Below are 26,234 nucleotides of genomic sequence, written 5' to 3'. Positions count from 1 at the left end.
AGGACAATGATATGTCGAACGAAGCCAATAGCCACCAGCCGTCCGAACAGTCGCTCGCGCTGTTTCTTCAGGACAACGACGCCGACAAGCTGACCGATATTCTGGTCGAGGCGCTCTACGAAGCCTTCCGCATTCTCGAAGACGAGGTCCGTCCCGAAACGTTTCACTAGATCTTCCGTGCTGCTCGAGGGCTGGAACATGCTTGTCTTTTGCGTGCGAACATGATTGCCGTACGGCATTAGCAGCCCACACGGATTCTCCATCATGTTCGCAAGCGCCACGCCCTTCCTCACCATCGGCCTTCTGATTCTGTCGAACGTCTTCATGACTTTTGCCTGGTACGGGCATCTGAAATTCGAGAGCAAGCCGCTTTATCTCGTCATCATGGTAAGCTGGGGCATCGCCTTCTTCGAATATTGCGCCCAGGTGCCGGCAAACCGCATCGGCTACGGCTACTTCAATGCAGCGCAGCTGAAGACCATTCAGGAGATCATCACGCTCTCGGTCTTCGTCATTTTCTCCGTCCTTTATCTTGGCGAGCCAATTCACTGGAAGCAGATCGTCGGCTTCGGTTTCATCGCGCTCGGAGCGTTCTTCATCTTCACCAAATAGAGCGGGTACCGGGAACCGGCGCGCCGCAGATGTGTTCGGGCCACCATGACGTCAGGTGGTGCAATGAAGAAGATACCCGGATCGGCATTTCGGGCTGGATGACGAGGCGCTCGACCGCTGGGCGCTGCACGCGCCGCGGGATGCGCAGGCCTTCGCCGACCGGCTGGATGCGGGGCCGATTTCGTCGATTGTAAAGACCGCCAGACGTGCCTGAACGGGAGGTTTTCGCTTTTCCGTCGGCACGCCTTCATTTCTATCTCGGTTTGATTTAGAGACAGTCCTTCAATCCGCCTTTTCCGGGCGGTAGGACTGTTCGCAAGGTATGTTGATCGATGCTTGATTCCCTCAGAAACGCCGCCCGCTCCTGGGTTGCCAAGTCGCTTCTCCTGCTTCTGGTTGCCTCGTTTGCCATCTGGGGTGCTTCTCAATCGTTGGTGACGACCGGTGGCAACACGGTGATGACCGTCGGGGACCAGCAGATTTCGAGCGAGGAATTCCGCCTCGCCTATCAGCGGCAGATCGCCAATCTCAGCCGCCAGTTCGGGACACAGCTGACGGCCGAGCAGGCCCGCGCCTTCGGCATCCAGAACGAGGTGTTCACACAGCTCGCAGCCGGCGCCGCGCTCGATCAGCTTTCCGACGACATGAACCTCGGCCTTTCGGAAGACCGCCTCGCCAACCTGATCGCCGAGGACCCTGCCTTCAAGGGCGTCAACGGCCAGTTCGACCGCAACCTCTTCACCTCCCGCCTGCGCAATGCCGGCATTCGGGAGGACGATTACATCAAGGAGCGCAGCAAGGTCGCGGTCCGCAGCCAGATCGTCGAGGCGGTTTCGGACGGCTTCCAGCCGCCGAAAGTGCTGGTCGATGCCTTGAAGAGCTATCGCGACGAGACCCGCACGATCGACTACGTCCTGCTGTCCAACGCCAATATCGATCCGGTGAAGGCGCCGGCAAACGATGTACTCGCCGCCTGGTTCGAGGGCGTGAAGACCCGTTACCGCGCACCGGAATACCGCACCTTCACCTATGTGAAGCTGCAGCCGGGCGATATCGCCGACGCATCTTCGATCACCGACGAAGCCGCGCGCGCCGAATATGACAAGCGCAAGGACAGCTTCAAGACGCACGAAACGCGCACGATCGAGCAGCTCCCCTTCCCCAACAAGGAAATGGCGCAGGCCGCCGCAACGCAGCTGAAGGACGGTACTGCCACGTTCGACCAGATCATCAAGGATCAGGGCAAGACGGCGACGGACGTTCTGCTCGGCGATTTCACCAGGGAGAATGTGCCCGATCCGGCCTTTGTCGATCCGGCCTTCAAGGTTGCTGCCAGCGGCGGAACGACGCCGGTCATCGACGGCACCTTCGGCCCGGTCATCCTGCGCGTCACCAATATCCGCCCGGAGACGACGCGTTCGTTCGACGAGGTCAAGGAAGACATCCGCAAGCGGCTTGCCGTCTCTTCCGCATCCCAGGAAGTCCTGAGCGTTCACGACCGTTTCGAGGACATGCGCAGCGGCGGCACCTCGCTCGAGGAGACTGCCAAGGCGCTCAATCTCAAGGCTGTCACCGTGACGTCCGATGCCTCCGGCCGCGACGAGAAGGAGCAGCGCATCACTGAACTGCCGGCTTCCACCGCGCTGCTCGGCGATGTTTTCCGTACCGAGCCGGGCGCCGACACCATTCCGGTCAACCTCGGCAATGATGGTTATGTCTGGTTCGAGGTGCGCAACATCGTGCCCGAGCGCGACCGGCCGCTCGCCGACGTACGCGAAAAGGCCGTTGCCGACTGGACCGCCGAACAGCAGCGCCAGTCGCTCACCGCCCGCGCGACCGAACTCAAGGGCCGCCTCGACAAGGGCGAGACGCTTGCAGCCATCGCCACCGAACTTGGCGTAGCGGTCGAAAACAAGCAGGGCCTGCGCCGTGGCGCCGAGGATGCGATCTTCGGCAACGAGGCGATTTCGGCGGCCTTTTCCGGCCCGGTCAATATGACAGCGACCGCGATCGGTTCCGACGGTGAAAGCCGCCTTCTGATGAAGGTAGCCGCCGTCGACCAGGCAACGACGGATGCGGTTTCCGGCGACCAGCAGCTGCAGCAGATGGCGAACGCTGCCGGCGACGACATGCTCGATCAGATGGTCAACAGTCTGAAGACCAGCTACGGCGTGTCCGTTAATCAGACCGTGGTCGACCAGGCCATGCTGCAGTAAACCAGAGGGACGGCCGACCATGCCTGAGCTGAAACCCCTGCTTGCCAAGGTTGCCAATGGCGAGAGCCTCAGTCACGAAGAGGCGCGAGGCGCTTTCGACATCCTGATGTCCGGCGAAGCGACGCCGTCGCAGATCGGCGGCTTCCTGATGGCGCTGCGCGTGCGCGGCGAGACGGTTGCCGAGATCACCGGCGCGGTCGAAACCATGCGATCGAAGATGCTGCCCGTCTCCGGCCCTGCCGATGCCATCGACATCGTCGGTACCGGCGGCGATGGCCTCGGCACCTATAACATCTCCACCCTCGCCTCGCTGATCGTCGCCGGCTGTGGCGTTCCGGTCGCCAAGCACGGCAACCGGGCGCAGAGCTCGAAATCCGGCACGGCCGATACGCTTGGCGTCCTGGGCGTCAACCTGGACATTGGGCCGGACCTGATCTCGCGCTGCATCAGCCAGGCCGGTATCGGCTTCATGTTCGCCTCGATGCATCACGCGGCGATGCGCCATGTGGGTCCGAGCCGCGTCGAGCTCGGCACGCGTACGATCTTCAATCTGCTCGGCCCGCTTTCAAACCCCGCCGGCGCCAAACGCCAGCTTCTCGGCGTCTTCGCGCCGAAATGGCTGGGGCCTATCGCCGAGGTCCTGCGCGATCTCGGTTCGGAGACGGTCTGGATCGTCCACGGCGACGGCATGGACGAGATCACCACCACGGGCGTTACCCAGGTGACGGCTCTGGAAGACGGCAAGATCCGCTCCTTCGAGCTGACGCCGATGGATTTCGGTGTCCAGCCCGCAACGCTCGACGAGCTCAAGGGCGGCGATGGTGTTCACAATGCCGCTGCCTTGCGGAGCGTGCTCGGCGGTGCCAAAAATGCCTATCGCGATATTTCGCTCTGCAATGCGGCTGCCGCGCTGGTCGTCGCCGGCAAGGCGGAGACAATCGCCGACGGCATGAGGCTTGCCACCCGTTCGCTGGATGGCGGCGAAGCGGCGGCAGCTCTCGACCGCCTGGTTGCCGTCTCGAACGAAAAGGATTGAGGCCATGACGGATATCCTCAAGAAGATCGAAGCCTACAAGCGCGAAGAGATCGCCGCTGCCAAGGCGAGCGTACCGCTTGCGGAGCTGAAGGCCCGCGCTGCGGACCAGCCCTCCCCGCGCGGCTTTCATCGCGCGCTGAAGGCGAGGCAGGATACCGGTGGCTTCGGCCTGATCGCCGAGATCAAGAAGGCAAGTCCGTCCAAGGGCCTCATCCGCCTGGATTTCGACCCGCCTTCGCTTGCAGCAGCCTACGAAGCCGGTGGCGCCACTTGCCTCTCCGTCCTTACCGATGCGCCAAGCTTCCAGGGCGCGCCGGAATTCCTGACCGCCGCCCGCAACGCCTGTTCGCTGCCGGCGCTGCGCAAGGATTTCATGTTCGAGACCTACCAGATCCACGAGGCGCGCGCCTGGGGCGCCGATTGCATCCTGCTGATCATGGCTTCGCTTTCCGACGACGAAGCGCGCGAGCTCTACGATGTTACGGCCGAACTCGGCATGGACGCGCTGATCGAGGTGCACGACGAGCAAGAAACCGAGCGGGCGCTGAAACTCCCCTCGCCGCTGATCGGCATCAATAACCGCAATCTGCGTACCTTCGAGCTCAACCTCGAAACGAGCGAGCGGCTGGCGCCGATGGTGCCGACCGACCGGCTGCTCGTCGGCGAAAGCGGCATCTTTACAAACGAGGACTGCCAGCGCCTGAAAAAGGTCGGCATCAACACCTTCCTCGTCGGAGAGAGCCTGATGCGCAAGGACGATGTGGCCGCCGCCACCCGCCTTCTTTTGACCGGCGAGGCTGCGGCCCAGGCGGCAGAATAATGACCGGCCTCACCCATATCGGCGCTTCCGGCGAGGCGCATATGGTCGATGTCGGCGACAAGGCCGAGACCACCCGCTCGGCGACCGCCGAAGGTTATGTCCGCATGTTGCCGGAAACGCTGGCGACGATCCGCGAGGGCAATGCCAAGAAGGGCGACGTGATCGGCACGGCGCGGCTGGCCGGCATCATGGCCGCCAAGAAGACTTCCGACCTCATTCCGCTCTGCCATCCGCTGATGCTCACCAAGGTGGTCGTGGACATTACCGAGGACGAGACCCTTCCGGGCCTGCGGGTGACCGCGACCGCAAAACTCACCGGCAAGACCGGCGTCGAGATGGAAGCGCTGACGGCCGCCTCGGTCGCCTGCCTGACGATCTACGACATGGCGAAGGCCGTCGACCGGGCCATGGAGATCGGCGGCATTCGCCTTCTCGAAAAGACCGGGGGCAAATCCGGAACCTACCGCGCGGAGGACTGAGAAATGGCGCTGCTGCCCGTTTCCGAAGCGAAGAACCGCCTGCTCGGCAAGGCCAATCCGATCGGCACGGTGGAGACGGTCGCTCTTGGCGAAGCGAACGGCCGAGTCCTTGCGACGGACCTCGTTGCCCGCCTCACCCAGCCTCCCTTCGACGCGTCTGCCATGGATGGCTATGCGCTCAAGGCTTCCGACGCACCGGCGATCGGGGCCGAACTGACCGTGATCGGTACCGCCGCCGCCGGCCACGCCTTCGAAGGCACGGTTGGCAAGGGCGAGACTGCGCGCATCTTCACCGGCGCCCCGGTACCGGACGGCGCCGACTCCATCCTCATCCAGGAAGATGCCGAAAAGCTCGAGGGCGACCGGATTCGCACCAAGTTCGAAGTGGTGAAGGGCCGGCATGTCCGCCCCCGCGGCCAGGATTTTGCCGAGGGCGAAGCGGTCCTGCCGTCTGGCGCGGTGCTCGACTTCTCGCACCTGACGGTCGCCGCCGCAATGAACCATGCGGCGCTTCCCGTCTACCGTCGTCCGCGCGTGGCAATCCTGGCAACCGGCGACGAGCTTGTTCCGCCCGGCGACACACCCGGAAGAGCGCAGATCATCGCCTCCAACACCTTCGGCGTTTCGGCCCTGGTGCGCGACAATGGCGGCGAGGTCCTCGATCTCGGCATCGTCCGCGACCGGCCTGAAGATATCGCCGCAGCCATCGACAAGGCCCGTGCGGCCGAGGCCGACGTGCTGGTGACCCTTGGTGGAGCCTCGGTCGGCGATCATGATCTGGTACAATCGACGCTGAAGGCATCCGGCATGGAACTGGATTTCTGGCGCATCGCCATGCGGCCGGGCAAGCCGCTGATGGTCGGCGCGCTCGGCGAAATGCAGGTTCTCGGCCTGCCGGGCAATCCGGTCGCAAGCCTTGTCACCAGCATGCTCTTCCTTGAACCCCTGATCCGCAAGCTCGCTCGCCTGCCGGAAAGGCGCCGCGAGGTGCAGGGTATCATGGCACACAGGCTTGCAGCCAACGACCAGCGCCAGGATTATCTGCGCGCCAGGTTGACGAGGGACCGCGACGGCAATCTGGTCGCCGAGGCGTTCGAGAAGCAGGACTCGTCGATGATGAAGATCTTCGCCCATTCCGACGGCCTCATCATCCGCCCGGCGCACGCGCCGGAACTGCCGGCCGGCGCCCCCTGCCCGATCCTGCTGATCCGCCCCTGACGGTGATCCGATCCTTTTCGAAATCCGTACCTTGGGGCAGCCATGCCCTGAACGGAGAAGACCGTGTCTCTTGAAAAGCCGGCCCCCGCCATCCTCTGGTTCCGCAAGGATCTGCGTCTCGACGACAACCCGGCACTGCACGCTGCGATCGAGGCCGGAGGCCCGGTCATCCCGGTCTATATCCGCGAGCCGGCACACCTGAACGTCGGGCCGCTCGGTGCCGCACAGGCCTGGTGGCTGCACCACTCGCTGGCAGCACTCAAGGAATCGCTGAGGTCTCTGGGCAGTGACCTCATCCTCATCTCCGGCAAGGCGGAGGACGTGCTCGCCGATCTCGCCCGCAAGGCCGATGCAAAAACCGTCTTCGTCAACCGCGCCTATGAGCGGACGCTGTTCGACCGGGGCATCGCCATTGAGCTGAAAAAGCACGACATCGCTATCCGCGCCTTCCACGGCCAGCTCCTGCACGAGCCGAAATCCATCCGCACCGGTACGGGAAACGCCTTCAAGGTGTTTACGCCATTCTGGAATGCGCTCCAGAAGGCGGGCGAGCCGCACGAGCCCATCGACACGCCAACGAAAATCCTCTCGCCCCAGCACCTGCCGCCGTCCGAAAACCTCGATCACTGGGCCTTGCTGCCGACGAAACCCGATTGGGCCGCGGAGTTTGGAAAGATGTGGGTACCGGGTGAAGCAGGAGCACAGGAGAAACTGCGCGATTTCGTCGATCGCGAGCTGCACGACTACAAGCGCGGCCGCGATCTGCCGTCGATCGATGCCACGTCCCTCCTCTCGCCACACCTGGCGCATGGCGAAGTCTCGCCAGCTCGCATCTGGCACGCCGTCCGGGGCCTGCCCTCCAAGGCGTCGGAGGATGTTGCCCATTTCCGCCGCGAGCTCGCCTGGCGGGACTTCTGCTACAATCTGCTGACCGAATTCCCCGAACTTCACGACAGGAACTGGGACGACAGGTTCGACCGCTTCAAATGGGGATACGACCCGGGGGAGTTTCACGCCTGGACGATGGGCATGACCGGCTATCCGATCGTCGATGCCGGCATGCGCCAGCTCTGGCGCACCGGTTTCATGCACAATCGCGTCCGCATGATCACCGCGTCCTTCCTGATTAAGGACCTGATGATCGACTGGCGCAAGGGCGAAAGATGGTTTCGCGACACGCTGGTCGATGCCGACCCGGCGAACAATTCGGCCAGCTGGCAATGGGTGGCGGGTTCCGGCGCCGATGCCTCGCCGTTTTTCCGGATCTTCAACCCCGTCCTGCAGGGCGAGAAATTCGACCCGGATGGCGATTACGTCCGGGAATATCTACCGGAATTGGCAAGACTGGATCGCAAATACGTCCACAAGCCTTTCGAAGCGCCAGAGCATGTCCTGGAAAAGGCGGGCATCGAGCTCGGAAAGACCTATCCGAAGCCGATCGTCGATCACGCTTTTGCCCGCGACCGGGCACTGGCTGCCTATCGCGACATCCGTTGATCGAGCCGAACGGCCAAGGCGAGACTATTCCTCTTCCGGTTCCTGTTCGGTCAACACCCATACATGGCCTGCAGGATCGAAGATCGAGGCCACCTGCCGGCCGTCCATGTCCGTCTGGATCCTGTCACGCATCATGCCGCCGAATTGGAACGCCGCCTCGACGACGCTTTCGACATCCGGCACCGTCAGCTGGAAGATCGTGCTGACGGCACCGTCGTTTTTCGGATGGTAAGGCCCCTGATAGGAAGGCGCGGCCTCCCGTTCCGGATCCGATCCGCAGACGACGATGCCGATCGGTCCGAGCTGCAGCTCGATCATCGTGAGGCGCAGCATTTCATAGGAATTCGTTTCCGTGGCGCCGAAGACGTTCTTGTAGAACTCGGCCGTGTCGCGCTCGCGCCCCTGTGCCACGAACAGGCTCAAACTCAAGCTGAAATTACTACCCAACATCGTCCATGTTCACCCGTGATTCCCCGTCAGGATAAAGGAGTTATTGTGATGGTGTCATGTCAGCCGTGGAGGCCTCCGGCCTTTAACGGACGCTATGCACCGGATTCGCTACCGGGGCCCGCATAACGCGCCCGTGGCCGGATCAGGTGTCCGCTCTCGACCTGCTCCATGGCATGCGCCAGCCAGCCGGCGGTGCGCGAAAGCGCAAAGATCACGAGCGGTGCGTCTTCCGGAAGCTGGAAGGTCGCGGCAAGCGATGCCAGTGCGAAATCGATGTTGATCGGCTCGCCGAGCAGTTCCTCCCCGGCCTCGGCAAGTGAGGCGTAGAGCGGCGGCGCCTCGAAACTCGCCATCAGCGCCCGTGCCCGCGGATCGCCATGCGGATAGAGCCGGTGGCCGAAGGGCCTGACGACGCCTTCCGAGGATAACATGCTGCGGATCGCCTCCCGCACGCCGACGGACGCCGCCTTTTCCGCGAGCACCGGTACGCTGGTCCAGGCGCCGCCATGCCGCGGACCCGTCAGCGTCGCAAGGCCCGAAAGCGTCGCAGCGGAGAGTGCGGCACCCGACGACGCCGTTACGCGCGCCGCGAAGGCGGAAACGTTGAGTTCATGTTCGGCCGCCAGCACCAGTGCCCTGCGGATCGGTTCGGCCGCATCGGGACGCTGCCAGCCGAGCGCCAGCCGCTCATGCAGGGGCAGCGGTTCCGGCCAAGGCGCAAGCGCCGTGGCAATTGTCGATAGCACGTCGGCTGCTTCGGCGCGCAGGATGAAGGGTTTCCGCCGCAGAGCCGGCAGGTCGATCATAACGCGGCAGGCAAGCCCGGCAAAGGCCGCAGCCATGCGGGGGGAGCCGCTATGCCCTGCCCTGCCCGCCGTAACCAGAACGTTTTCCGTATCCCAGAGAAGTGCGGCGACCTCTTCCAGCCTCGCATGTTCGCACAGCTCGACAGCATCGCGGCCGCGATAGAAAAGCCGCTCGTTGGAAATCGTCGAGATTGTCGTCGGCAGGACCGGATCGCCCCAGCGGATCGCGTCCGCTGCCACCGCCGCCGATTGTCGCCGCCCCGCATGCCGTTCCGAAAGGCGCTTGACGTCGTCGGCCTGATAGAGGCTGCGGCGCGGATCGGCTGGATCCGGCTTCGCGCGGATGCGGCCGCGGCTGACATTGGCATAAAGCGTCTGCGGTTTGGTCCCGAGGCGGGAGAGCGCTTCTTCGGCGGTGATCCAGAGCATGTTCATATTGATCGATTGCATCAAGATTGACGTCAATAAGACTAGGTCCGATCATCCTTCACGTAAAGGAGAAACACCCATGAAAAACAACGGACTTGAAGATGTCATCGCCGCCGAAACCCGGCTTTCGGACGTGGACGGAGAAGCGGGCCGCCTCGTCATTCGCGGCGTATCTCTCGACCTGCTCGTCGAGCGCGCGACCTATGAAGACGCTGCAGCGCTGCTCCTGGATGGTTTCCTGGAGCGTTCCGTCACGGCGGCCGATCTCAAGGCGCGCCTCGGTCAGGCCCGCGCCGAAGTTTTTGCGCATGTGCGCGGGGCAGATGCCGCGCTTCTGAACCTGCCGCCAGTCGATGCCATGCGCGCCCTGATCGCGCGGTTGCCGGACGGCGAAGATTTCGAAACGACGCTCCGACTGCTGGCCGCTCCCGCCGTCTTCCTGCCGGGCGTGCTGAGGCTCCAGAAGGGAGAAACGCCGGTGGCGCCCAGCCCGTCGCTTTCCCAGTCCGCCGATATCCTCGCCATGCTGAACGCCAGCCTGCCGACGCGTGAACAGATCGCAGCGCTGGACGCCTATCTGGTGACGATTGCGGATCACGGACTGAATGCCTCGACCTTCGCCTCGCGCGTCGTCGCCTCGACCGGGGCAGGCCTCACTTCATCGGTGCTGGCTGCCATCAGCGCGCTCAAGGGACCGTTGCATGGTGGTGCGCCGGGACCGGTGCTCGACATGCTGGATGCGATCGGCAGCGAGGACAATGCCAGGACCTGGCTCGGTCAGGCGGTCGATCGCCGCGAGCGTCTGATGGGGTTCGGCCACCGTATCTACCGCGTCCGCGATCCCCGCGCCGATGCGCTGCAAGGTGCATTGCGTCCCTTGGTCATGACCGGACAGGTGGACCCGGACCGCATCCGGCTCGCCGAAGCCGTCGAGCAGGCGGCACTCGCCGTTCTTAGGGAGCGTAAGCCGGACCGGCCGCTCGACGTCAATGTCGAGTTCTACACGGCCCTGCTGCTCGATGCGCTGAAATTTCCGCGGGCTGCCTTCACCGGCGTCTTTGCCATCGGCCGCACGGTCGGCTGGATCGCCCATGCCCGCGAACAGGCGCTGGAAGGCCGGCTGATCCGGCCCCGCTCGGTCTATGTCGGCCCCCTGCCCCAGGCGGCGTGACTGGCGATCACATTTGGATGGACATGCCGCCGTCGACGGTCAGCACATGGCCGTTGACGAAGGAGCCGGCGTCGCTTGCCAGGAACAATGCGGCGCCGGCGATCTCTTCGGGCTGGCCCCAGCGCTGCAGCGGCACGCGCTGGCGCATGAATGCGATCATGTCGGGATCCGCGGAAATCCCCGCATTGGTCTCTGTGGCGAACATTCCCGGCGCAATCGCATTGCTGGTGACGCCGAACGGGCCGTATTCGGCCGCAAGGCTTCGGACCAAGCCGGTCAGGCCCTGTTTGGCGATAGGATAGATGGCGTCGCCGGGACGGGCCATGCTGCCGATGATCGACGTGATCGAGATGAGACGGCCATGGCCCTGAGCCTTCATGATATCAGCGGCATTGCGCGACAGCGCGATTGCCGAGAGCAGGTCGGTCTGGATCAGGTTCAGGATTTCGGCATCGCTGAATGCTGCAAACGGGCGCCGGTCACGGGCGCCGACATTGTTGATCAGGATATCCAGCCGGCCATGATCTGCATGAAGCCTGGCGATCGTCTCGCGTCCGGCATCGAGATCTGCGACGTCGAAGGCAGCAGCACTCGCCTTGCCGCCCGCACCGGTGATGGAAGCCACTGCCTGTTCGAGCATCTCGCTCGAGCGGCCGCTGACCACGACATGCGCGCCGGCCTCCGCCAGAGCCGTCGCCATCTGCAGGCCAAGCCCTCGGCCGCTGCCTGTCACCAGCGCCACGCGTCCGTTAAGAGAAAATCTGTCGAAAATACCCATATCGCACCGCTGAAATGAAAAGAGCAATTCCGGCGAGCATAGGGGATGTCGCGGCAGTGCCGCCAGAGCGAAAATCTCCGCCTGATGGCAAAAAGGCAGGATGCGGGATCCTGCCTTTTGTCTCATATCCTCAAACGAGGCGGCTTTGTTCCAGCGCCGCTTCGACGAAGCTCGCAAACAGCGGATGCGGATCGAGCGGCCGGCTCTTCAGCTCCGGATGGTATTGGACGCCGATGAACCACGGATGGTCCGGATATTCGATCGTTTCAGGCAATACGCCGTCCGGCGACATGCCCGAGAAGACCAGGCCACAGCTTTCCAGCCGGTCCTTGTAGTCGATATTCACCTCGTAACGGTGACGGTGCCGCTCGGAAATATCGGTCGAACCGTAGATCTCGGCGATCTTGGTGTCCTTCTTGAGCGCCGCCTTGTAGGCGCCGAGGCGCATCGTGCCGCCGAGGTCGCCGGCCGCCGAGCGGACTTCGAGCTCGTTGCCCTTCACCCATTCGGTCATCAGGCCGACCACCGGCTCCCTGGAGGGGCCGAATTCCGTCGACGACGCCTTCTCGATGCCGGCGAGATTGCGGGCCGCCTCGATGACGGCCATCTGCATGCCGAAGCAGATGCCGAAATACGGCACCTTGCGTTCGCGCGCGAAACGGGCCGCATTGATCTTGCCCTGCGAACCGCGCTCGCCGAAGCCGCCCGGTACCAGAATACCGTGAACCTTCTCAAGCCACGGCGCCGGATCCTCCTTTTCGAAGATCTCCGACTCGATCCACTCGAGGTTGACCTTGACGTGGTTGGCGATGCCGCCGTGATGCAGCGCCTCGATCAGCGACTTGTAGGCGTCCTTGAGGCCCGTGTACTTGCCGACGATCGCGATCGTCACTTCGCCTTCCGGGGTGCGGATGCGGTTGCAGACCTCCTCCCAGGCGTCGAGGCGCGGCTTGGGGGCCGGTTCGATGCCGAAGGCGGCGAGCACCTCGTTATCGAGGCCTTCCTTGTGGTAGGCCATCGGCACGTCGTAGATATTGGCGACGTCAAGCGCCTGGATCACGGCGGAGGCCCGCACGTTGCAGAACAGCGAAAGCTTGCGGCGTTCGGCCTCCGGAATTTCGCGGTCGGCGCGCACCAGCAGGATATCCGGTGCGATCCCCATCGCCTGCAGTTCCTTGACGGAATGCTGGGTCGGCTTGGTCTTGAGTTCGCCGGCCGCCGGAATGAACGGCATCAGCGTCAGGTGGACATAGATCGCAGTGCCGCGCGGCAGGTCGTTACCGAGCTGGCGGATCGCTTCCATGAACGGCATCGCCTCGATGTCGCCGACCGTACCGCCGATCTCGCAGATGACGAAATCGTAGTCGTCATTGCCTTCGGTGACGAAATCCTTGATCTCGTTGGTAACGTGCGGGATCACCTGGACGGTCGCGCCGAGATAGTCGCCGCGGCGTTCCTTGTCGATGATGTTCTTGTAGATGCGACCCGTGGTGATGTTGTCGGTCTTCGTCGCCGAACGCCCCGTAAAGCGCTCGTAATGACCGAGATCGAGGTCGGTTTCCGCCCCGTCGTCGGTGACGAATACCTCGCCGTGCTGCGTCGGGCTCATCGTGCCCGGGTCGACGTTGAGATAAGGATCGAGCTTCCTCAGCCGAACCCGGTAACCTCGTGCTTGTAACAAAGCTCCGAGTGCCGCGGCCGCAATTCCTTTTCCGAGGGAAGAAACCACGCCGCCAGTTATGAATACATATCGCGCCATGGGATTCACCGGATACCTTTTCATTGGTGATTCCGCCAGCCCAAATCGTCTGCTTTATAAAAACGGCTGTGGAATCTTCACAAAATAAAACCGGCAGGCTTTTGGCCTGCCGGAGCTTGAAACGTTGACCGAGCCTTATTGGCCGGTCGGAACACCCGTCGGTGCGGCCGGAGCCGAACCGGTCGCGGGCGCCGCAGGAGCCTGCGTTGCAGGCGCAGCGCCGGTTGCCGGGGCTGACGGAGCGGATGCGCCGGAGCCGGACGGAACGCCGTTGCCTGCCGGAGCGGGCGCAGGCGCCGGGCCGAGCTGGTCGAGAATGCCGCCGCCGGTGCCCTGCTGGCTCTGCGGGATGCGGTTCAGGATGTCGCTCGGGCGGGATTCGTACCGCGCCAGGATGCCGAGTGCCAGCGAGGTGATGAAGAACAGCGTCGCGAGGATGGCGGTCGTGCGGGTCAGCGCATTGGCGGTGCCGCGTGCCGACATGAAGCCGGAGCCGCCGCCGATGCCGAGCCCGCCGCCTTCGGAGCGCTGGATCAGCACTACGCCGACGAGCGCCAGCACGATCATGAGATGAATAACGATCAGAACGGTCTGCATGAATTAAAGATCCCTGCCCCTCGACGAGGCAATAGAAGAAGATTGGCGGCTCTTTACATGAGGCTCGCGTGCATTCCAAGCCCTTATCAAAAAGCTTTAGGCCGTCAGTCCCTCATAGACCCGATAGATGGCGAGAAAGTCCTCGGCTTTCAAGCTCGCGCCGCCGATCAGTGCGCCGTCGACATTCTCGACGCCCATCAACTCCCTGGCATTGCCCGGCTTGACCGAACCGCCATAGAGAATGCGCATCTGTCTGCCTTCGTCGCCGAACCGCTGAATAAGTTCTGCCCGCATGAAGGCATGGGCGATTTCGATATCCTTGACGGTCGGCGTCAGTCCGGTGCCGATCGCCCAGATCGGTTCATAGGCGACGACAGTGTTGGCGGCGTTTGCCGACAGGGGCAGCGAGCCGAAAATCTGGCGTTTCAGGATATCGAGGGTCTGGTATGCGTCGCGTTCGTCGCCGGTTTCGCCGATGCAGATGATCGCCGTCAGGTCGGCGGCATAGGCCGCCTCCGCCTTGGCGCGGACCAGATGATCGGTTTCGGCATGGTCGGCGCGGCGTTCGGAATGCCCGACGATCACATAGGTGCCGAAGCAGTCGGCGATCATCTCCGCGGAAATATCGCCGGTATGGGCGCCGCACATGTTCTGGTGGCAATCCTGGCCGCCGATTTCAAGCGGACTGTCGGTCGCCAGGGCGGTTGCGACATAGAGCAGCGTCGCCGGCGGGCAGATCAGCGTATCGACCTTTTCCGACAACGGTCCTATCACACCATCGGCAATCGTCTTGATTTCGGTCAGGAACTCGCGGGTGCCGTTCATCTTCCAGTTTCCGGCAACGAGCGGGCGCACATCAGGCGTCATAGGCAAATAATTCCTCTCCGTTCGGTTCCGACCAGCAAAACCGAGGCCTCCGTCTATTCGGGAAACTGGTTTTAGACATATCCTGCGTGAATTGGTATGCAAAAGACAGGTTTTGGTTCAGGACCTTGGTTAACGAGCGGTCTTTCAGTGGCCGGTCAGCAGAAAATTCAGGACCTTCCTCCAATCGACCATCCGGATCGGCGTGCCGTGGCTGCCGCTTGCAAACAGCGTGAACCGGGTCGGGTAGCGCGCGGCCTTCAGCTTGCGATAGACCGCTTCCTGATCCTCGAACTTGTAGACGCTGTCGCTGCCGCCATGCGCGAAATAAATGGGCAGCCTGCGCTTTGCCAGAGGCGATTTCGGCAATTCCGGGTCCGGCGGGCCGCCGAGCAGTGCCACGCCCTTCAGATACCGCACGGCCTGTGCGTCGCGGCTGATGCCCTGGCAGATGAAGCCGCCCATCGACGCGCAGGCGAGGATCACCGGCCGTCCCGACGACTGATCGGAGGCGTAGCGGATCAGCGCCGCGATATCGGCAACCCCTTGGTCGTCGAACGAGGTGACGCTCGGCGAATAATAGGTGCCGCCATTGCCGGTGACGAGGTTCTTCAGGCGGTTGAAATTGCCGCCGAACGTATAGTCGTTGACGCCGAGCCGACGGTCGCCGCCGCGTCCGTGGATGAAGATCACCGTGAAGGCGGCGCCGTCCGGCTGTCCCACCCTGGTGACATCGAGCCGGCGCCCGGAAAGGTTCAGCGTCTCGTTCTGCTGATAGCGCCTGACGCCCAGGGAAACATACTCGTCCTTGACGCGCCGCGCCGGCTCGCGGTCGCGGCCGTTGATGTCGCGCATTTCCTGGTAGTCTATTACCTCGTAGGCGCCGCCGTCCGAGGATTGCTGCACCGTCATCTGCGAAAACAGCTCGTCCTTGAAAGGCTTTATCGGCCCTTCCTGCGCTTCTGCCCGCACAGTGGCAAGAGTTGACAGAAGAGCAAGAACCGTGCCGAAAACGAAATGAACTGTGGACATGCTTTGTTTCATCCGGTTCCTTCAGCCTCGCAAGCTTGCCATGGCCCGATCGGCGCAGCATTGGTGAAAAACGACCGTTTCCATGCGGCATCGCGAAAAAGCCGGGTTTCTGGCAGAATCGCGAGTGATTCGAAACAGCACGAGATGGGTATGGCTTCCTCTTCCGCACCCCGACAGGTAGTACCGACGCAGCCAATGGATGACAATAACGACCTTTTTGCCGATTTGCCGGTGACAGCCAAGGCGGTCGCCGTCGAACCCGCGCCTGCCCTCAAGGCGGAGCCCTCGACACCACGTCCGGCGCCGACGACATTGTCCGGCGACGATTACGGCGCCTCCTCGATCCGTGTGCTCGAGGGCCTGGAGCCGGTGCGCATGCGCCCCGGCATGTATATCGGCGGCACCGACGAAAAGGCGATGCACCACCTCTTCGCCGAAGTCATCGACAATTCGATGGACGAAGCGGTTGCCGGCCATGCGGACTTCATCGACGTCCATCTCGATGCCGAGGGTTTCCTGACGGTCACCGACAACGGCCGCGGCATCCCCGTCGAGAACCACCCCCAGGTTCCGGGCAAATCGACGCTCGAAGTCATCATGACCAAGCTGCATGCGGGCGGTAAGTTCGACGGCAAGGCCTATGAGACATCCGGTGGTCTGCACGGCGTCGGCGTTTCCGTCGTCAATGCCCTGTCCGATCTTCTCGAGGTGGAAGTCGCCCGCAATCGAAAACTCTACCGACAGCGCTTTTCGCGCGGCGTGCCGCAGGGCGGCCTGGAGGAACTCGGCGACGTCCATAACCGCCGCGGCACCAGGGTGCGCTTCCATCCCGATCCGCAGATCTTCGGCGACCACGCGAAATTCGATGCCGGCCGTATCTTCCGCATGGCGCGCTCCAAGGCCTATCTGTTCGGCGGCGTCGAAATCCGCTGGAGCTGCGATCCCGGAATGGTGCCCGCCGGCGGCGACATTCCGGAAAAGGCCGTCTTCCACTTCCCCGGCGGCCTCAAGGATTATCTCTCCGCCACGCTCGGCAAGGATTTCACCGTCACCCGCGAAATCTTCGCCGGCCGCACCGAGAAGACCGGCGGCCATGGCGCGATGGAATGGGCGATCACCTGGTATGGCGGCGATCCCGAACTGCATTCCTACTGCAACACCATCCCGACGCCCGAAGGCGGCACCCATGAAGCCGGTCTGCGCATCGCGCTCACCAAGGGCCTCAAGAACTATGCGGACCTGACCCAGAACAAGCGCGCGAAGGAAATCACCACCGACGACGTGATGATCTCGGCGGTCGGCATGCTTTCGGTCTTCATCCGTGAGCCGGAATTTGTCGGCCAGACCAAGGACAAGCTCGCGACCGTCGAAGCCCAGCGCCTCGTCGAAAACATCCTGCGCGATCCCTTCGACCACTATCTTGCCGGCAATCCGGCCGAGGCTGCAAAGCTCCTCGAATGGGTAATCGAACGCGCCGAGGAGCGGCTGCGCCGCCGCAAGGAAAAGGAAGTCAACCGCAAGACGGCGGTACGCAAGCTGCGCCTGCCCGGCAAGCTCGCCGACTGCTCGCAGAACACCGCCGAGGGTGCCGAACTCTTCATCGTCGAAGGGGACTCGGCAGGTGGCTCCGCCAAGCAGGGCCGCAACCGCGCCAACCAGGCGATCCTGCCCCTGCGTGGCAAGATCCTCAACGTCGGCAGCGCCAGCCGCGAAAAACTGTCAGCCAACCAGCAGATCGCCGATCTCATCCAGGCGCTCGGCTGCGGCACGCGCACCAAATACCGCGAGGAAGACCTTCGTTACGAGCGCATCATCATCATGACCGATGCCGACGTCGACGGCGCCCATATTGCTTCGCTGCTGATCACCTTCTTCTACCAGGAAATGCCCGAGCTGATCCGCGGCAACCATCTCTATCTGGCGGTGCCGCCGCTCTACGTCCTGCGCCAGGGCGGCAAGACCGTTTACGCCCGCGACGATGCCCATCGGGCGGAGTTGATGGAAACGATGTTCAAGGGCAAGAAGGTCGAGATCGGCCGCTTCAAAGGCCTTGGCGAAATGATGGCGGCGCAGCTGAAGGAAACCACGATGGATCCTGCCCATCGCACGCTGCTGCGCATCTCGATCGACGACGTGGATTTCGAAGGCACCCGCGAAGCCGTCGACAATCTGATGGGCACCAAGGCGGATGCCCGCTTCCGCTTCATCCAGGAGCGCGCGGCGTTTGCCGAAAACCTCGATATCTGAGCCGGTTTTCCGGCTCGGATACCTCCGGCTTGGTCATGAAAGTCAGCTCCGTTCGACGAGCACCTTGGTAACGGCGCCGATCAACGCGGCCGCCTCATAGGGCTTGAGGACGACAGGCGCCGAAAAGCTTGCCGGGATGATCGACTTGTCGCTGTAGCCGGTCGCGAAAATGAACGGAATGTCCAGGCGGATCAGTTCCTCGGCGATCGGCAGCGATGTGCCGGAGCCGAGATTGACGTCGAGGATCGCGACGTCGAACCTGAACTCCTTGAGCTTGCGGAACGCGTCGGCGACAGAGGGCGTCGTCGTCACCTTGTCGATGCCATGCTCGGCAAGCATCGCTTCCACGTCCGCGGCGATCAGCATCTGGTCCTCCACCAGCAGGAATTCGAGATCCTGAAGCCGCGGCATAGCCGTGTCATCGCTGACAGTGCTGCTGCTCTCCTCGGATTCGACTTCCGCCAGCTCCTCATCGCCGTGGATGTGTTTCGACGGCACCACGAAGCGCGCCCTCACCCCCTCGGGCGGATATTCGATCTTCGCCTCGCCCTCCAGCTCGTAAGGCACGCTGCGGGTGATCAGGACGCTGCCAAATCCGGCTCGTGACGGGAGGCTTACCGGCGGCCCGCCGTTTTCGGTCCAGACGAGCTCGCACTCGTGGTTGGCAAGCCGTCGCCACTCGACATCCAGCCGTCCGCCATTGACGGAGAGCGAACCGTATTTTGCCGCATTGGTCGACATCTCGTGCAAGACCAGCGCCATCACCGAAAAGGCGCGGCTGTCGAGCCATATGCGCGGACCCTTGAGTGTGACGTTGCGCGTTCCCTCCCTGTAGGGCTTCAGCTCCGCTTCCAGAAGATCGGACAGTACGCCGCCGTCGCCGCCGCGCACGACCTGATCATGGGCGAAGGCAAGCGCCTGGATGCGTCCCTTGAGCGAGGCGACATAATCCTTGAGGCTGACCTCGGCGTCGACCGAGTGTCCGACCAGCGCCTTGATCACCGCAAGGATGTTCTTGACCCGGTGGTTGAGCTCCTCGTTCAGCATCCGCTGACGCACGTCCGCCTTGCCGCGTTCGTCGGCCAGCAACTCGTTGTGATGCAGGACCACCTCGACAAGCACTGCGCGGATCGCGTCGGCGATCTCGCGGTCGGCGTCGCTCCAGGGCTGGGCCTGCTGATGCACCATCTCCTTCCAGATGGCGAAACTCTTGCGGGGCGTCAGTCGATCTCCGAGCGGCCCCGTTTTGTAGGACTTTTCAGGATTACCCGCCCAGTCGAGCGTCTGCACCATTTCGCGGCGGAAGAAAAACAGGTAGTCACGCGGCCTCTGCGAGAGCGGAATGGCCAGCAGGCCGCATATCGTGTCCGGAGAAACGGGCAGCCCCGGCAGATCCACCGAGAGCTGAAAACTCGACCAGATCCTGCCGCCCGCGGCACCGCCGACAAGTTCGGCGAGCTCTGCTATCAGGCTCTGCGGCGGCACGGCCCCTTCACCGGTCCATACGCCGTCGAGCAACAGGCCGACGCCATCGCAGGTCAGCATCTGGCTGAATTCTGCAAGCGAACTGCGCAGCAGGCCGGTGATGTCCGCATGGTGGGAGGCCGCCTGCAGGAAACGGTCGAGCGACCGTCTCGCCTGTCCCGCGGTCTCCATGAGCTGCCGCTGTTTCAATGCGCTCAGATGCAGCGAGAAGAATTCACCGAAGGTTTCCGCCGCCACCCGCTGCGGCATCGAGAGCACTTTCGGAGAATAATGGTGGCAGGCGATCAGGCCCCAGAGCTCGTTGTCCACCACGACCGAGATCGACATCGATGCGGCGACGCCCATGTTGCGCAGATATTCGCAATGGACGGGCGAAACGCTGCGCAGGTGCGCGAAGGACAGATCGAGCGCCTCGCCTGTCTCGTCGGTTTCCGGCACGATCGGGATGCGCGGGTTGCTGGCGTCGGAAATCACCCGGACGGTGTTCCTGACGTAAAGCGCGCGTGCCTGTTTCGGGATGTCACCCGCCGGGAAATACTGGCCCTTGAAGCTTTCGAGATCGCGCCTCTTGTATTCGCTGACGACTTTTCCGGCACCGTCCTCCTCGAAACGATAGATCATCACCCGGTCGTAGCCGAGCATGGCATAGATCAGCCGCGCCGAGCTTTCGATCAGCCGGTCGAGGCTGGCGACGTTGCGGATGCGGCTGATCAGCATGCGCGCCACTTCGAGCGGCTGGTCGGAATCGATCGATGCCGGCTCGAATTCCAGGATCACCTTCGATTCGAAACGATGGATCGCGACGTCGAAAGCGGCCCCCGAGGCAAACCTGAGACCATGCCGAAGCGCCGGCCTCGCCGGGTTGTCGGACGTGGCGAGCGCATTGCGCAATGTGTGCGCCGCCTCCCCGCCAACGATCTCCTCCAGCCGCCGGCCGTTGATGTCTCCGGTGATCGAAAGCATGTCCGCCACATTGGCGGAGTGTTGCACGATCTCCGCGCCAGCTGCGTCGCAAGCGATAAGACATCCATGCGGTTGAATGCTGCCGGGGATATGGATCGGCTCTCGGTCGCAATTGCTAAGGTCGACCGCATCCCTGTGAGGCATGTTACAAGTCCCTGAAGACAGTCCGGCCAATACAATGGGGACAGCAGACGCTTCGGCATCCTTAAGGTTAGGAAAACTTCATCAAGAAGGTTTGCATCCTACTTCCGGCTCTGCCGGAAGGTGATTTCATATTTCTATCGCATCTGCCGTCTAGGGCAAGGAGTAAGCTTCCTTTTAATGGATGACGCATTAGTCTTGTACCAGTGAACCTCATAAGCCATATGATGGTGAAAATGAAAAAAGGAAATTCGGTGAGCGGAAATAACGATCGCAGGGGCCCGAAGGAGCCGCGCTGGCTTGGGCCAGTCGCACCGAGCAGGGTCGCGCTCATCCCACCGATCTCCGCTGCTCGCTGGCTTCTGGTGCTTGTCGCGGCCGCCGGCATCTATTTCTTCCACGGCTTCCTGGTTCCGGTTCTGGCCGCCCTGGTAATCGGCTTTGCAAGCTGGCCGCTCTATCGGGAGCTGCTGCGCCGCATCGGCGGCAACACCACCATCGGCGCCTCGCTTTCCATCGTCTTCATCCTGACCTTCCTCATCGTGCCGATCGGCATTGCAATCTCCTACACGATCGGCGAAGTGCGCCAGTGGATCATGTGGGCTGCCGAAGTGAACCGTTTTGGCGCGCCCGCCGCCCGCCTGGATCACCGGCCTTCCCTGGGTCGGCGAATGGCTCGGCATCCAGTGGGTCCAGCATGTCGGCTCGCCCGGTGCGGTCGGCGAACTGATCCAGATCGTCTCGGGCGCCAATATCGGCAATATCTACCGCGCCATCGTGGCGGCGGGCGATGGCGCCTTCCATCTGGCGCTGACGCTGCTCTTCATGCTGATTGCGCTGTTCTTCGTCTATCGCGACGGAGGCTCCTTCAGCGAGCAGATCGACCTTCTCGGCGAGCGCATCCTGCCGACCCGCTGGGAGCGCATCTCGCGCATCGTTCCAAGAACGATCAGCTCCACCGTAACCGGCCAGACGCTGATTGCGATCGGCGAAGGTATCGTGCTCGGCATCGCCTACTGGATCGCCGGCGTTCCCTCGCCCGTCACCCTCGGCGTATTGACCGGCCTGATGGCACTCATCCCCGGTGGCGCGCCGCTGTCTTTCTCGCTGATCTCGTTTTATCTGGTTGCCAACGGCGCCTATGTCGCCGGCGGCGGTCTTTTCATCTGGGGCACGGTCGAACTCTTCATCGTCGACAAGACGCTTCGGCCCCGCCTGGTCGGCGGCCCGATCAAGCTTCCTTTCCTGCCGACATTTTTCGGCCTCGTCGGTGGCGTCAGCACCATGGGCTTCCTCGGCCTGTTCATCGGCCCTGTCTTGATGGCGCTGCTGGTCTCGATCTGGCGCGAATGGATCCGGGAAGTGAAAATGGCCGATGTGACCGAGGTCGAATCGGCCGACCTGGCCAAAGGGCCGGCGGTGTCCCCGGACCTTCCGCCCGATCTTCCCGTGGTCAGGAAAGTCTCTTCTCCATGAAGATGCTGAGCGGATCTGGCCGGTAGTTCGAGAATGGTCCGATCTCTGAAAAGCCGTAGGCGCGATAAAGCCCGATCGCCTGCGGTTGATGGATGCCCGTCTCCAGCCGGATCGCCGACAGCTGAAGCTCGCCGCCCCGTTCCAGGATCGCATCCATCAGTCGCCTGCCGAGTTTCAGCCCTCGCGCCGCCTCGTCGATGAACATCCGTTTGATCTCCCCGGTGCCGTCACCCGCCTCGACCAGCGCGCCGCAGCCCAAAACCGTGTCTCCAGTGCGCGCCACGAAGAAGGAAACGCCGGGACCTTCGAGTGTCGCGACGTCCACCATGTGATTGCTCTCAGAGGGATAGAGCGAGGCCGCATAGGCGTCGGAGAGTTCAAGAAGCTTCAGCACGCCCGCCTGGCGCGGCGGTTCGATCGCAATCGTGACGGTCATTTCTGCCTCCCGGAGCTTTGCAAGAGCATGACTTAGCGGATGCGGCATGCCTGCGAAACCTGCCTTGGTCGGGTCAAGATTGTCCGATCTAAGTCATCCACCACATTCCAGGGGACGACATGAATTCCGCACTGATTGTCATGACCATTCTCGGCTGCAACGACGCCGGAACGGACTGCCACTATATTGCCACCGCTGAAAACCGCTGGCCGAGCATCGAATTGTGCAATTCCGTATCGGAACAGCAGCTGTCCGGTTATGCCAACCAGCCCTATCCGATGCTTATCGCCGTTTGCCAGAAGCCGGAAGCCGCCGAAATCGCCAATGCGCCGGTGCCGCGGGCTCGACCCGAGACGCCGCCGCCCGCACCAGCCGGACAGCCGGCCGCGACGCTTGCTCAGGAACCGGTGACGCAGCAGGAGAAGGAAACGCTTGCGGGGCGTGCCATCCAGCGGGTCAAGACCGTGCTGCCGACCACCGAAGGGGTGAAAACGCTGATGACCAGTCCGGTGCGGCTGGTCGAGAACGGCTATTCCTGGGTCGCCAAGAAATTCCAGCGCTAAGCCGGCGGTTACGCCGCCAGCGACACTCCGTTTGCGTAGGACCGTGCGCTGAGCCGGACTTCCAGCCGATGCAGTTTCTCGATCATGTCGAGGAGGTCGGAGACCGGCGAAAGCTGCATGTCCGGCCGCTGGAACTGTTCGAGCAGCAGGCCGGCGATATTGTCGAGTGTGCCGGTTGCCGCCGCCTTGCGCCAGAGGAAGACCGCTTCGACGAAGACGGCGGCGATATCGCGTCCGAGGCCCGAGGCTTCGAAGAGCGCCCGGACCGCATGCATACGGCCGGTCGCAAGGATTGCCCGCACGCGGCGGTCGTCGAGCCCGGAAAGCGACACCATCGCGCCCGCGAAGAAATCGACCTTGCCGCTGCAGAGCGCATGGATGAGAAAGGCGGGCGTCAGCCGTCCGGCCGTGCGCAAATGTTCGACCAGGCCCGGGATTTCTGCCTGCAGCACGGTGCCGGCAATGGCGACGGCCGCAGCCTCGCCTGCCTCGCGGGTCATGTGCTCGATCCGCGCCGGCGCCATGCTGGTCCGCACCAGTCCGGAGCCGGCAAGTGCTGCGGTAATGTGGTTGACGAGCATGTGGCGGGCATCCGCAGGCAGTGCGTCGCGTTCCAGCAGCAGGTTGCGGATTTCGCAGCAATGCCCGAACCGCTCGGCGATCCGCCTGAGCGAAACCCGGGTGATCGAGGCGGTCTGGTTTTCCAGCAGGATGGTGACCTCGCATTCGTCGCCGATCTCGGCGATCGCGGCTGCAACCCCGCGCGAAAGGTTCGGCCTTGCGGCGATCATTCCGCGGGTGAGGCTGTCGCTGCGCCCGGCAAGATCGACGAGGTCGTTTTCGGTAAGTACGGGCGAACAGGCGATGACCGTGCAGGCGATCTCCGGTTGGTCTTCGGCAAGGCACATGATGACGGCCCGCGGCGCATTGGGAGAGTCCGCCAGAGCCTCCGCGAGCGCCAGGCGCACGTGCGGCGATGGATCGTCGAGGAGATAGGTCATGGCAAGGCCCGCGGCGCGATGCTGCTCACCGCCCATGGGCGAATGGAGATAAGCCCGGCCGAGAGCATTGGCCGCCTTCGCCCTCTCAGCCGTCCTTGCCGTTTCTGCCCAACGAAGAAATGCCTGTACGATCACACTCGGCCTCGACTACACATGCCAGTTCGGATCTGGCTGGCTTGATCCGTCAAGCTAGTGCCAAAAAGTTTAAGATTGGTTCACCACGTTCCTTAACTATGGCGAAGTCCTTGAAAATACGGTCCTGGTTTATCGTCGACCCCTCCGCAAAGGCTGCAACCGTCCATTCGGCGGGCGCGGATGTGGTCGTGCTCGATCTTACGGACGTCCCTGAGTCGCGGAATGCGGTTGGGGATTTCTGCCGGGCATGGGCCGACTTGGCGCCGGCCGCGGAGTTGGCGTTCCTCCTCCCGGCTTTGTCTTCGGCACGGACGGAGGCCGCCATCGATCTCGCCATCCGATATGGGGCCGCCTCGGTCGTGCTTCCGGGCGCCCGCAGCGGGGCCGAAGTCCAGAGGCTCGACATGGCTTTGCGCGTGGCGGAAATCCGCGCAGGGCTGGCGCCGGGCAAGACGCAGATCGTCGCGCTTGCCGATGCCGCCGGCATCCTTGCCGCTTCGAGTTTCGCGCGCTGCAGCAATCGCCTGGCGGCCCTCGGCTGGGAAGGCGGCTACGATCCCTCCTCCGATACCGCACGTCTTGCGGCCGGGACCATCGCGCTCACCGCCGCCGCCGCAGGCATAGCGGCCGTCGACGCCGCCTCGCCCGCGGGGGACGCGGCTATCCTTCTGTCCGACTGCGAAAGAGCAAGAGCGAACGGCTTCTCCGGCAAGCTCTGCCGCAGCTCCGATCAAGTTCCGATCGTCAATCGGATTTTCAGCGTTTAGGCTCGGCGCCGGCCGGCCGGGTCATTTCGAACACGTCCGCGCCGCCGTCGGCGAAATCACGATAACCCATGCGCGCGATCGGCCGGGCAAGCCCCATGTCGATCCGCCCGCCCCGCAGGATCTCCTCGCTGATATGGATGCCGACCACCTGGCCGAAAACCATGTAGGCTTCCGCCGGCTCGCCGTCCAATCCGACCGGCTGGATCACCTGCGTGACGCGGCATTCCAGTACCGTATAGGCTTCCGCGACGTAAGGCGCATCGATGAGTTCCGCCATCTTGGCCGTCAGCCCCGCCACCTCGAACTCGCTGACGCCGTAGGGTACCGCCTCCGACGAGGCGTTCATCTGCTCGGCCAGGTGACGGCTTGCGAGGCTTGCGGTGAAGACGCCGGTTTCCTCGGCGTTCTTCAGGCTGTGCTTGCGGCCGCTGGAGGAAAACATCACCAGTTTGGGGCTGTCGGAAATGGCGTTGAAGAAGGAATAGGGCGACAGGTTCATCGACCCGTCCCTGCCCTTCGTGCCGATCCAGCCGATCGGGCGGGGCGCGACGATCGCCTTGAAAGGATCGTGCTTCAGTCCATGCTGGTTGGTGTCGGTCGTGTAGAACATCGAAAACCCTATTCGCCTGCGTAGGTGACGATCTGCGACAATTCCGGCCGCGGGCGGTCCGGCGTCGCAAAATCGCTCGAGCCGATATGGATGAAACCGGCGACCTTTTCGCCCGGCTTCACACCGAGAAGCGCCAGCGCCTCGTCGTCATAGGCGACCCATTCGGTACGCCAGTTGGCGACATAGCCATGCGCGCTGGCAGCCATCAGCATGTTGAAGCAGACGGCGCCGGCCGAAAGCACCTGCTCCCATTCGGGGATCTTTGGATGCGGCGCCGCGGTGCTGACGACGGCGACGACCAGCGGCGCACGGGTGAAGCGCGTCAGCTCCGCCTGGCTGGCGGCCTCGGCCATGTCGGGCGTCTTCTTCAGCGACAGGGCCAGAAACTGTTCGCCGAGCGTTCTGCGCACGTCGCCGCGATAGACGATGACGCGCCAGGGCGCGAGCTTGCCATGATCCGGAATGCGGGTTGCGAAGGTGAGAATCGCCTGCAGTTCTTCCTGCGACGGAGCCGGCTCCTTGATCTGGGCGACCGGCGTGGAATGCCTGTCGCGCAGAAAATCGATGAGTTTAACGTCAATTTGCATGGTCAAAGCTTTCATTTGGAGCTGGCGGTCGGGAAGGTCTTGAAATTGCCTTGTCATTG

The 26,234-nt window shown here is 63.1% G+C and carries 24 protein-coding genes and 1 pseudogene; 13 read left to right on the top strand and 12 right to left on the bottom strand.

What is annotated here, in order from left to right:
• Positions 1-11 precede the first annotated feature (11 nt).
• From LZK81_RS11780 to LZK81_RS11745, 8 genes are all read left to right on the top strand, one after another.
• On the top strand, positions 12-170 hold the full coding sequence (locus LZK81_RS11780) for a hypothetical protein (protein WP_233953406.1): 159 nt from the start codon (positions 12-14) through the stop codon (positions 168-170).
• 94 nt (positions 171-264) lie between these two features.
• Positions 265-612 carry a DMT family protein gene (locus tag LZK81_RS11775; RefSeq protein ID WP_037082394.1) on the top strand — a complete coding sequence of 116 codons (348 nt, stop codon included), beginning with the start codon at positions 265-267 and terminating at the stop codon, positions 610-612.
• A gap of 332 nt (positions 613-944) precedes the next feature.
• Positions 945-2,828 carry a peptidylprolyl isomerase gene (locus tag LZK81_RS11770; RefSeq protein WP_046607006.1) on the top strand — a complete coding sequence of 628 codons (1,884 nt, stop codon included), beginning with the start codon at positions 945-947 and terminating at the stop codon, positions 2,826-2,828.
• Positions 2,829-2,847: 19 nt separating this feature from the next.
• Positions 2,848-3,864, top strand: a complete 1,017-nt coding sequence (gene trpD / locus LZK81_RS11765) for an anthranilate phosphoribosyltransferase (RefSeq protein WP_046626476.1) — start codon at positions 2,848-2,850, stop codon at positions 3,862-3,864.
• Positions 3,865-3,868: 4 nt separating this feature from the next.
• Positions 3,869-4,684, top strand: a complete 816-nt coding sequence (gene trpC, locus LZK81_RS11760; protein WP_233953405.1) for an indole-3-glycerol phosphate synthase TrpC — start codon at positions 3,869-3,871, stop codon at positions 4,682-4,684.
• Entirely contained in the window at positions 4,684-5,163 is a 480-nt protein-coding gene (moaC, locus tag LZK81_RS11755; protein WP_233953404.1) for a cyclic pyranopterin monophosphate synthase MoaC, read from the top strand. Before trpC ends, moaC begins: the two co-directional genes overlap by 1 nt.
• 3 nt (positions 5,164-5,166) lie before the next feature.
• The gene (gene glp / locus LZK81_RS11750; protein ID WP_233953403.1) at positions 5,167-6,381 is read left to right on the top strand and encodes a gephyrin-like molybdotransferase Glp; all 1,215 of its coding nucleotides are present in this window, start codon (positions 5,167-5,169) and stop codon (positions 6,379-6,381) included.
• Positions 6,382-6,444: 63 nt separating this feature from the next.
• Entirely contained in the window at positions 6,445-7,878 is a 1,434-nt protein-coding gene (locus LZK81_RS11745; protein ID WP_233953402.1) for a cryptochrome/photolyase family protein, read from the top strand.
• Positions 7,879-7,902: 24 nt separating this feature from the next.
• Here the strand turns inward: LZK81_RS11745 and LZK81_RS11740 are convergent, their stop codons facing one another.
• Both LZK81_RS11740 and LZK81_RS11735 read right to left on the bottom strand, forming a co-directional pair.
• Positions 7,903-8,307: a VOC family protein gene (locus LZK81_RS11740; RefSeq protein WP_233953401.1), complete on the bottom strand. Its 405-nt coding sequence runs from the start codon at positions 8,305-8,307 to the stop codon at positions 7,903-7,905.
• 113 nt (positions 8,308-8,420) lie between these two features.
• The gene (locus LZK81_RS11735; RefSeq protein WP_233956532.1) at positions 8,421-9,563 is read right to left on the bottom strand and encodes a citrate synthase; all 1,143 of its coding nucleotides are present in this window, start codon (positions 9,561-9,563) and stop codon (positions 8,421-8,423) included.
• A gap of 79 nt (positions 9,564-9,642) precedes the next feature.
• On the opposite strand from LZK81_RS11735, the gene LZK81_RS11730 reads away from it, so the two are divergent.
• A complete protein-coding gene (locus tag LZK81_RS11730) occupies positions 9,643-10,734 on the top strand; it encodes a citrate synthase/methylcitrate synthase (protein WP_233953400.1) in 1,092 nt (363 codons plus the stop codon).
• Between the two features lie 7 nt (positions 10,735-10,741).
• Here LZK81_RS11730 and LZK81_RS11725 read toward each other — a convergent pair whose 3' ends face one another.
• From LZK81_RS11725 to LZK81_RS11705, 5 genes are all read right to left on the bottom strand, one after another.
• Positions 10,742-11,512, bottom strand: a complete 771-nt coding sequence (locus LZK81_RS11725; RefSeq protein WP_233953399.1) for an SDR family oxidoreductase — start codon at positions 11,510-11,512, stop codon at positions 10,742-10,744.
• 130 nt (positions 11,513-11,642) lie between these two features.
• Positions 11,643-13,280, bottom strand: a complete 1,638-nt coding sequence (locus tag LZK81_RS11720) for a CTP synthase (protein ID WP_326491511.1) — start codon at positions 13,278-13,280, stop codon at positions 11,643-11,645.
• Between the two features lie 126 nt (positions 13,281-13,406).
• On the bottom strand, positions 13,407-13,868 hold the full coding sequence (gene secG, locus LZK81_RS11715; protein ID WP_233956408.1) for a preprotein translocase subunit SecG: 462 nt from the start codon (positions 13,866-13,868) through the stop codon (positions 13,407-13,409).
• A 96-nt stretch (positions 13,869-13,964) separates the two neighbouring features.
• A complete protein-coding gene (gene tpiA, locus LZK81_RS11710) occupies positions 13,965-14,735 on the bottom strand; it encodes a triose-phosphate isomerase (protein WP_233956407.1) in 771 nt (256 codons plus the stop codon).
• A gap of 144 nt (positions 14,736-14,879) precedes the next feature.
• Positions 14,880-15,764: an alpha/beta hydrolase gene (locus tag LZK81_RS11705; RefSeq protein WP_233956405.1), complete on the bottom strand. Its 885-nt coding sequence runs from the start codon at positions 15,762-15,764 to the stop codon at positions 14,880-14,882.
• Between the two features lie 195 nt (positions 15,765-15,959).
• Between LZK81_RS11705 and parE the strand changes: the two genes are divergently transcribed.
• A complete protein-coding gene (gene parE, locus LZK81_RS11700; protein WP_046607017.1) occupies positions 15,960-18,011 on the top strand; it encodes a DNA topoisomerase IV subunit B in 2,052 nt (683 codons plus the stop codon).
• 42 nt (positions 18,012-18,053) lie between these two features.
• Here the strand turns inward: parE and LZK81_RS11695 are convergent, their stop codons facing one another.
• On the bottom strand, positions 18,054-20,603 hold the full coding sequence (locus LZK81_RS11695) for an HWE histidine kinase domain-containing protein (protein WP_233956403.1): 2,550 nt from the start codon (positions 20,601-20,603) through the stop codon (positions 18,054-18,056).
• 233 nt (positions 20,604-20,836) lie between these two features.
• On the opposite strand from LZK81_RS11695, the pseudogene LZK81_RS11690 reads away from it, so the two are divergent.
• Positions 20,837-22,076, top strand: a pseudogene (locus LZK81_RS11690) (AI-2E family transporter).
• On the opposite strand, the gene LZK81_RS11685 reads toward LZK81_RS11690, so the two are convergent.
• Entirely contained in the window at positions 22,054-22,512 is a 459-nt protein-coding gene (locus tag LZK81_RS11685; RefSeq protein ID WP_046611789.1) for a GNAT family N-acetyltransferase, read from the bottom strand. The pseudogene LZK81_RS11690 and the gene LZK81_RS11685 sit on opposite strands and share 23 nt — an antisense overlap.
• 119 nt (positions 22,513-22,631) lie before the next feature.
• Between LZK81_RS11685 and LZK81_RS11680 the strand changes: the two genes are divergently transcribed.
• The gene (locus tag LZK81_RS11680) at positions 22,632-23,075 is read left to right on the top strand and encodes a hypothetical protein (RefSeq protein ID WP_046607020.1); all 444 of its coding nucleotides are present in this window, start codon (positions 22,632-22,634) and stop codon (positions 23,073-23,075) included.
• 8 nt (positions 23,076-23,083) lie between these two features.
• Here LZK81_RS11680 and LZK81_RS11675 read toward each other — a convergent pair whose 3' ends face one another.
• On the bottom strand, positions 23,084-24,211 hold the full coding sequence (locus LZK81_RS11675) for a DUF2336 domain-containing protein (RefSeq protein WP_233956401.1): 1,128 nt from the start codon (positions 24,209-24,211) through the stop codon (positions 23,084-23,086).
• A 110-nt stretch (positions 24,212-24,321) separates the two neighbouring features.
• Between LZK81_RS11675 and LZK81_RS11670 the strand changes: the two genes are divergently transcribed.
• Entirely contained in the window at positions 24,322-24,978 is a 657-nt protein-coding gene (locus LZK81_RS11670) for an aldolase/citrate lyase family protein (protein ID WP_233956399.1), read from the top strand.
• Here the strand turns inward: LZK81_RS11670 and LZK81_RS11665 are convergent.
• Positions 24,968-25,588: a flavin reductase family protein gene (locus tag LZK81_RS11665; RefSeq protein ID WP_046607023.1), complete on the bottom strand. Its 621-nt coding sequence runs from the start codon at positions 25,586-25,588 to the stop codon at positions 24,968-24,970. The two genes, LZK81_RS11670 and LZK81_RS11665, sit on opposite strands and share 11 nt — an antisense overlap.
• Positions 25,589-25,596: 8 nt before the next feature.
• Positions 25,597-26,175, bottom strand: a complete 579-nt coding sequence (locus LZK81_RS11660; protein WP_233956397.1) for a nitroreductase family protein — start codon at positions 26,173-26,175, stop codon at positions 25,597-25,599.
• Between the last annotated feature and the right edge of the window lie 59 nt (positions 26,176-26,234).

Source organism: Neorhizobium galegae (assembly GCF_021391675.1).
GTDB classification, from domain to species: domain Bacteria; phylum Pseudomonadota; class Alphaproteobacteria; order Rhizobiales; family Rhizobiaceae; genus Neorhizobium; species Neorhizobium galegae_B.
This window is presented reverse-complemented; position numbering and strand designations above follow the sequence as displayed.

Excerpts from the sequence above, each read along its gene's own strand:
- moaC (WP_233953404.1), top strand. The coding sequence starts at position 4,684 with ATGACCGGCCTCACCCATATCGGCGCTTCCGGCGAGGCGCATATGGTC.
- secG (WP_233956408.1), bottom strand. The coding sequence starts at position 13,868 with ATGCAGACCGTTCTGATCGTTATTCATCTCATGATCGTGCTGGCGCTC.
- LZK81_RS11770 (WP_046607006.1), top strand. The coding sequence starts at position 945 with ATGCTTGATTCCCTCAGAAACGCCGCCCGCTCCTGGGTTGCCAAGTCG.
- LZK81_RS11775 (WP_037082394.1), top strand. The coding sequence starts at position 265 with ATGTTCGCAAGCGCCACGCCCTTCCTCACCATCGGCCTTCTGATTCTG.
- parE (WP_046607017.1), top strand. The coding sequence starts at position 15,960 with ATGGATGACAATAACGACCTTTTTGCCGATTTGCCGGTGACAGCCAAG.
- LZK81_RS11780 (WP_233953406.1), top strand. The coding sequence starts at position 12 with ATGTCGAACGAAGCCAATAGCCACCAGCCGTCCGAACAGTCGCTCGCG.
- LZK81_RS11725 (WP_233953399.1), bottom strand. The coding sequence starts at position 11,512 with ATGGGTATTTTCGACAGATTTTCTCTTAACGGACGCGTGGCGCTGGTG.
- trpD (WP_046626476.1), top strand. The coding sequence starts at position 2,848 with ATGCCTGAGCTGAAACCCCTGCTTGCCAAGGTTGCCAATGGCGAGAGC.
- LZK81_RS11735 (WP_233956532.1), bottom strand. The coding sequence starts at position 9,563 with ATGCTCTGGATCACCGCCGAAGAAGCGCTCTCCCGCCTCGGGACCAAA.
- tpiA (WP_233956407.1), bottom strand. The coding sequence starts at position 14,735 with ATGACGCCTGATGTGCGCCCGCTCGTTGCCGGAAACTGGAAGATGAAC.
- LZK81_RS11695 (WP_233956403.1), bottom strand. The coding sequence starts at position 20,603 with ATGCCTCACAGGGATGCGGTCGACCTTAGCAATTGCGACCGAGAGCCG.
- LZK81_RS11705 (WP_233956405.1), bottom strand. The coding sequence starts at position 15,764 with ATGTCCACAGTTCATTTCGTTTTCGGCACGGTTCTTGCTCTTCTGTCA.
- LZK81_RS11665 (WP_046607023.1), bottom strand. The coding sequence starts at position 25,588 with ATGTTCTACACGACCGACACCAACCAGCATGGACTGAAGCACGATCCT.
- LZK81_RS11685 (WP_046611789.1), bottom strand. The coding sequence starts at position 22,512 with ATGACCGTCACGATTGCGATCGAACCGCCGCGCCAGGCGGGCGTGCTG.
- LZK81_RS11660 (WP_233956397.1), bottom strand. The coding sequence starts at position 26,175 with ATGCAAATTGACGTTAAACTCATCGATTTTCTGCGCGACAGGCATTCC.
- trpC (WP_233953405.1), top strand. The coding sequence starts at position 3,869 with ATGACGGATATCCTCAAGAAGATCGAAGCCTACAAGCGCGAAGAGATC.
- LZK81_RS11730 (WP_233953400.1), top strand. The coding sequence starts at position 9,643 with ATGAAAAACAACGGACTTGAAGATGTCATCGCCGCCGAAACCCGGCTT.
- LZK81_RS11680 (WP_046607020.1), top strand. The coding sequence starts at position 22,632 with ATGAATTCCGCACTGATTGTCATGACCATTCTCGGCTGCAACGACGCC.
- glp (WP_233953403.1), top strand. The coding sequence starts at position 5,167 with ATGGCGCTGCTGCCCGTTTCCGAAGCGAAGAACCGCCTGCTCGGCAAG.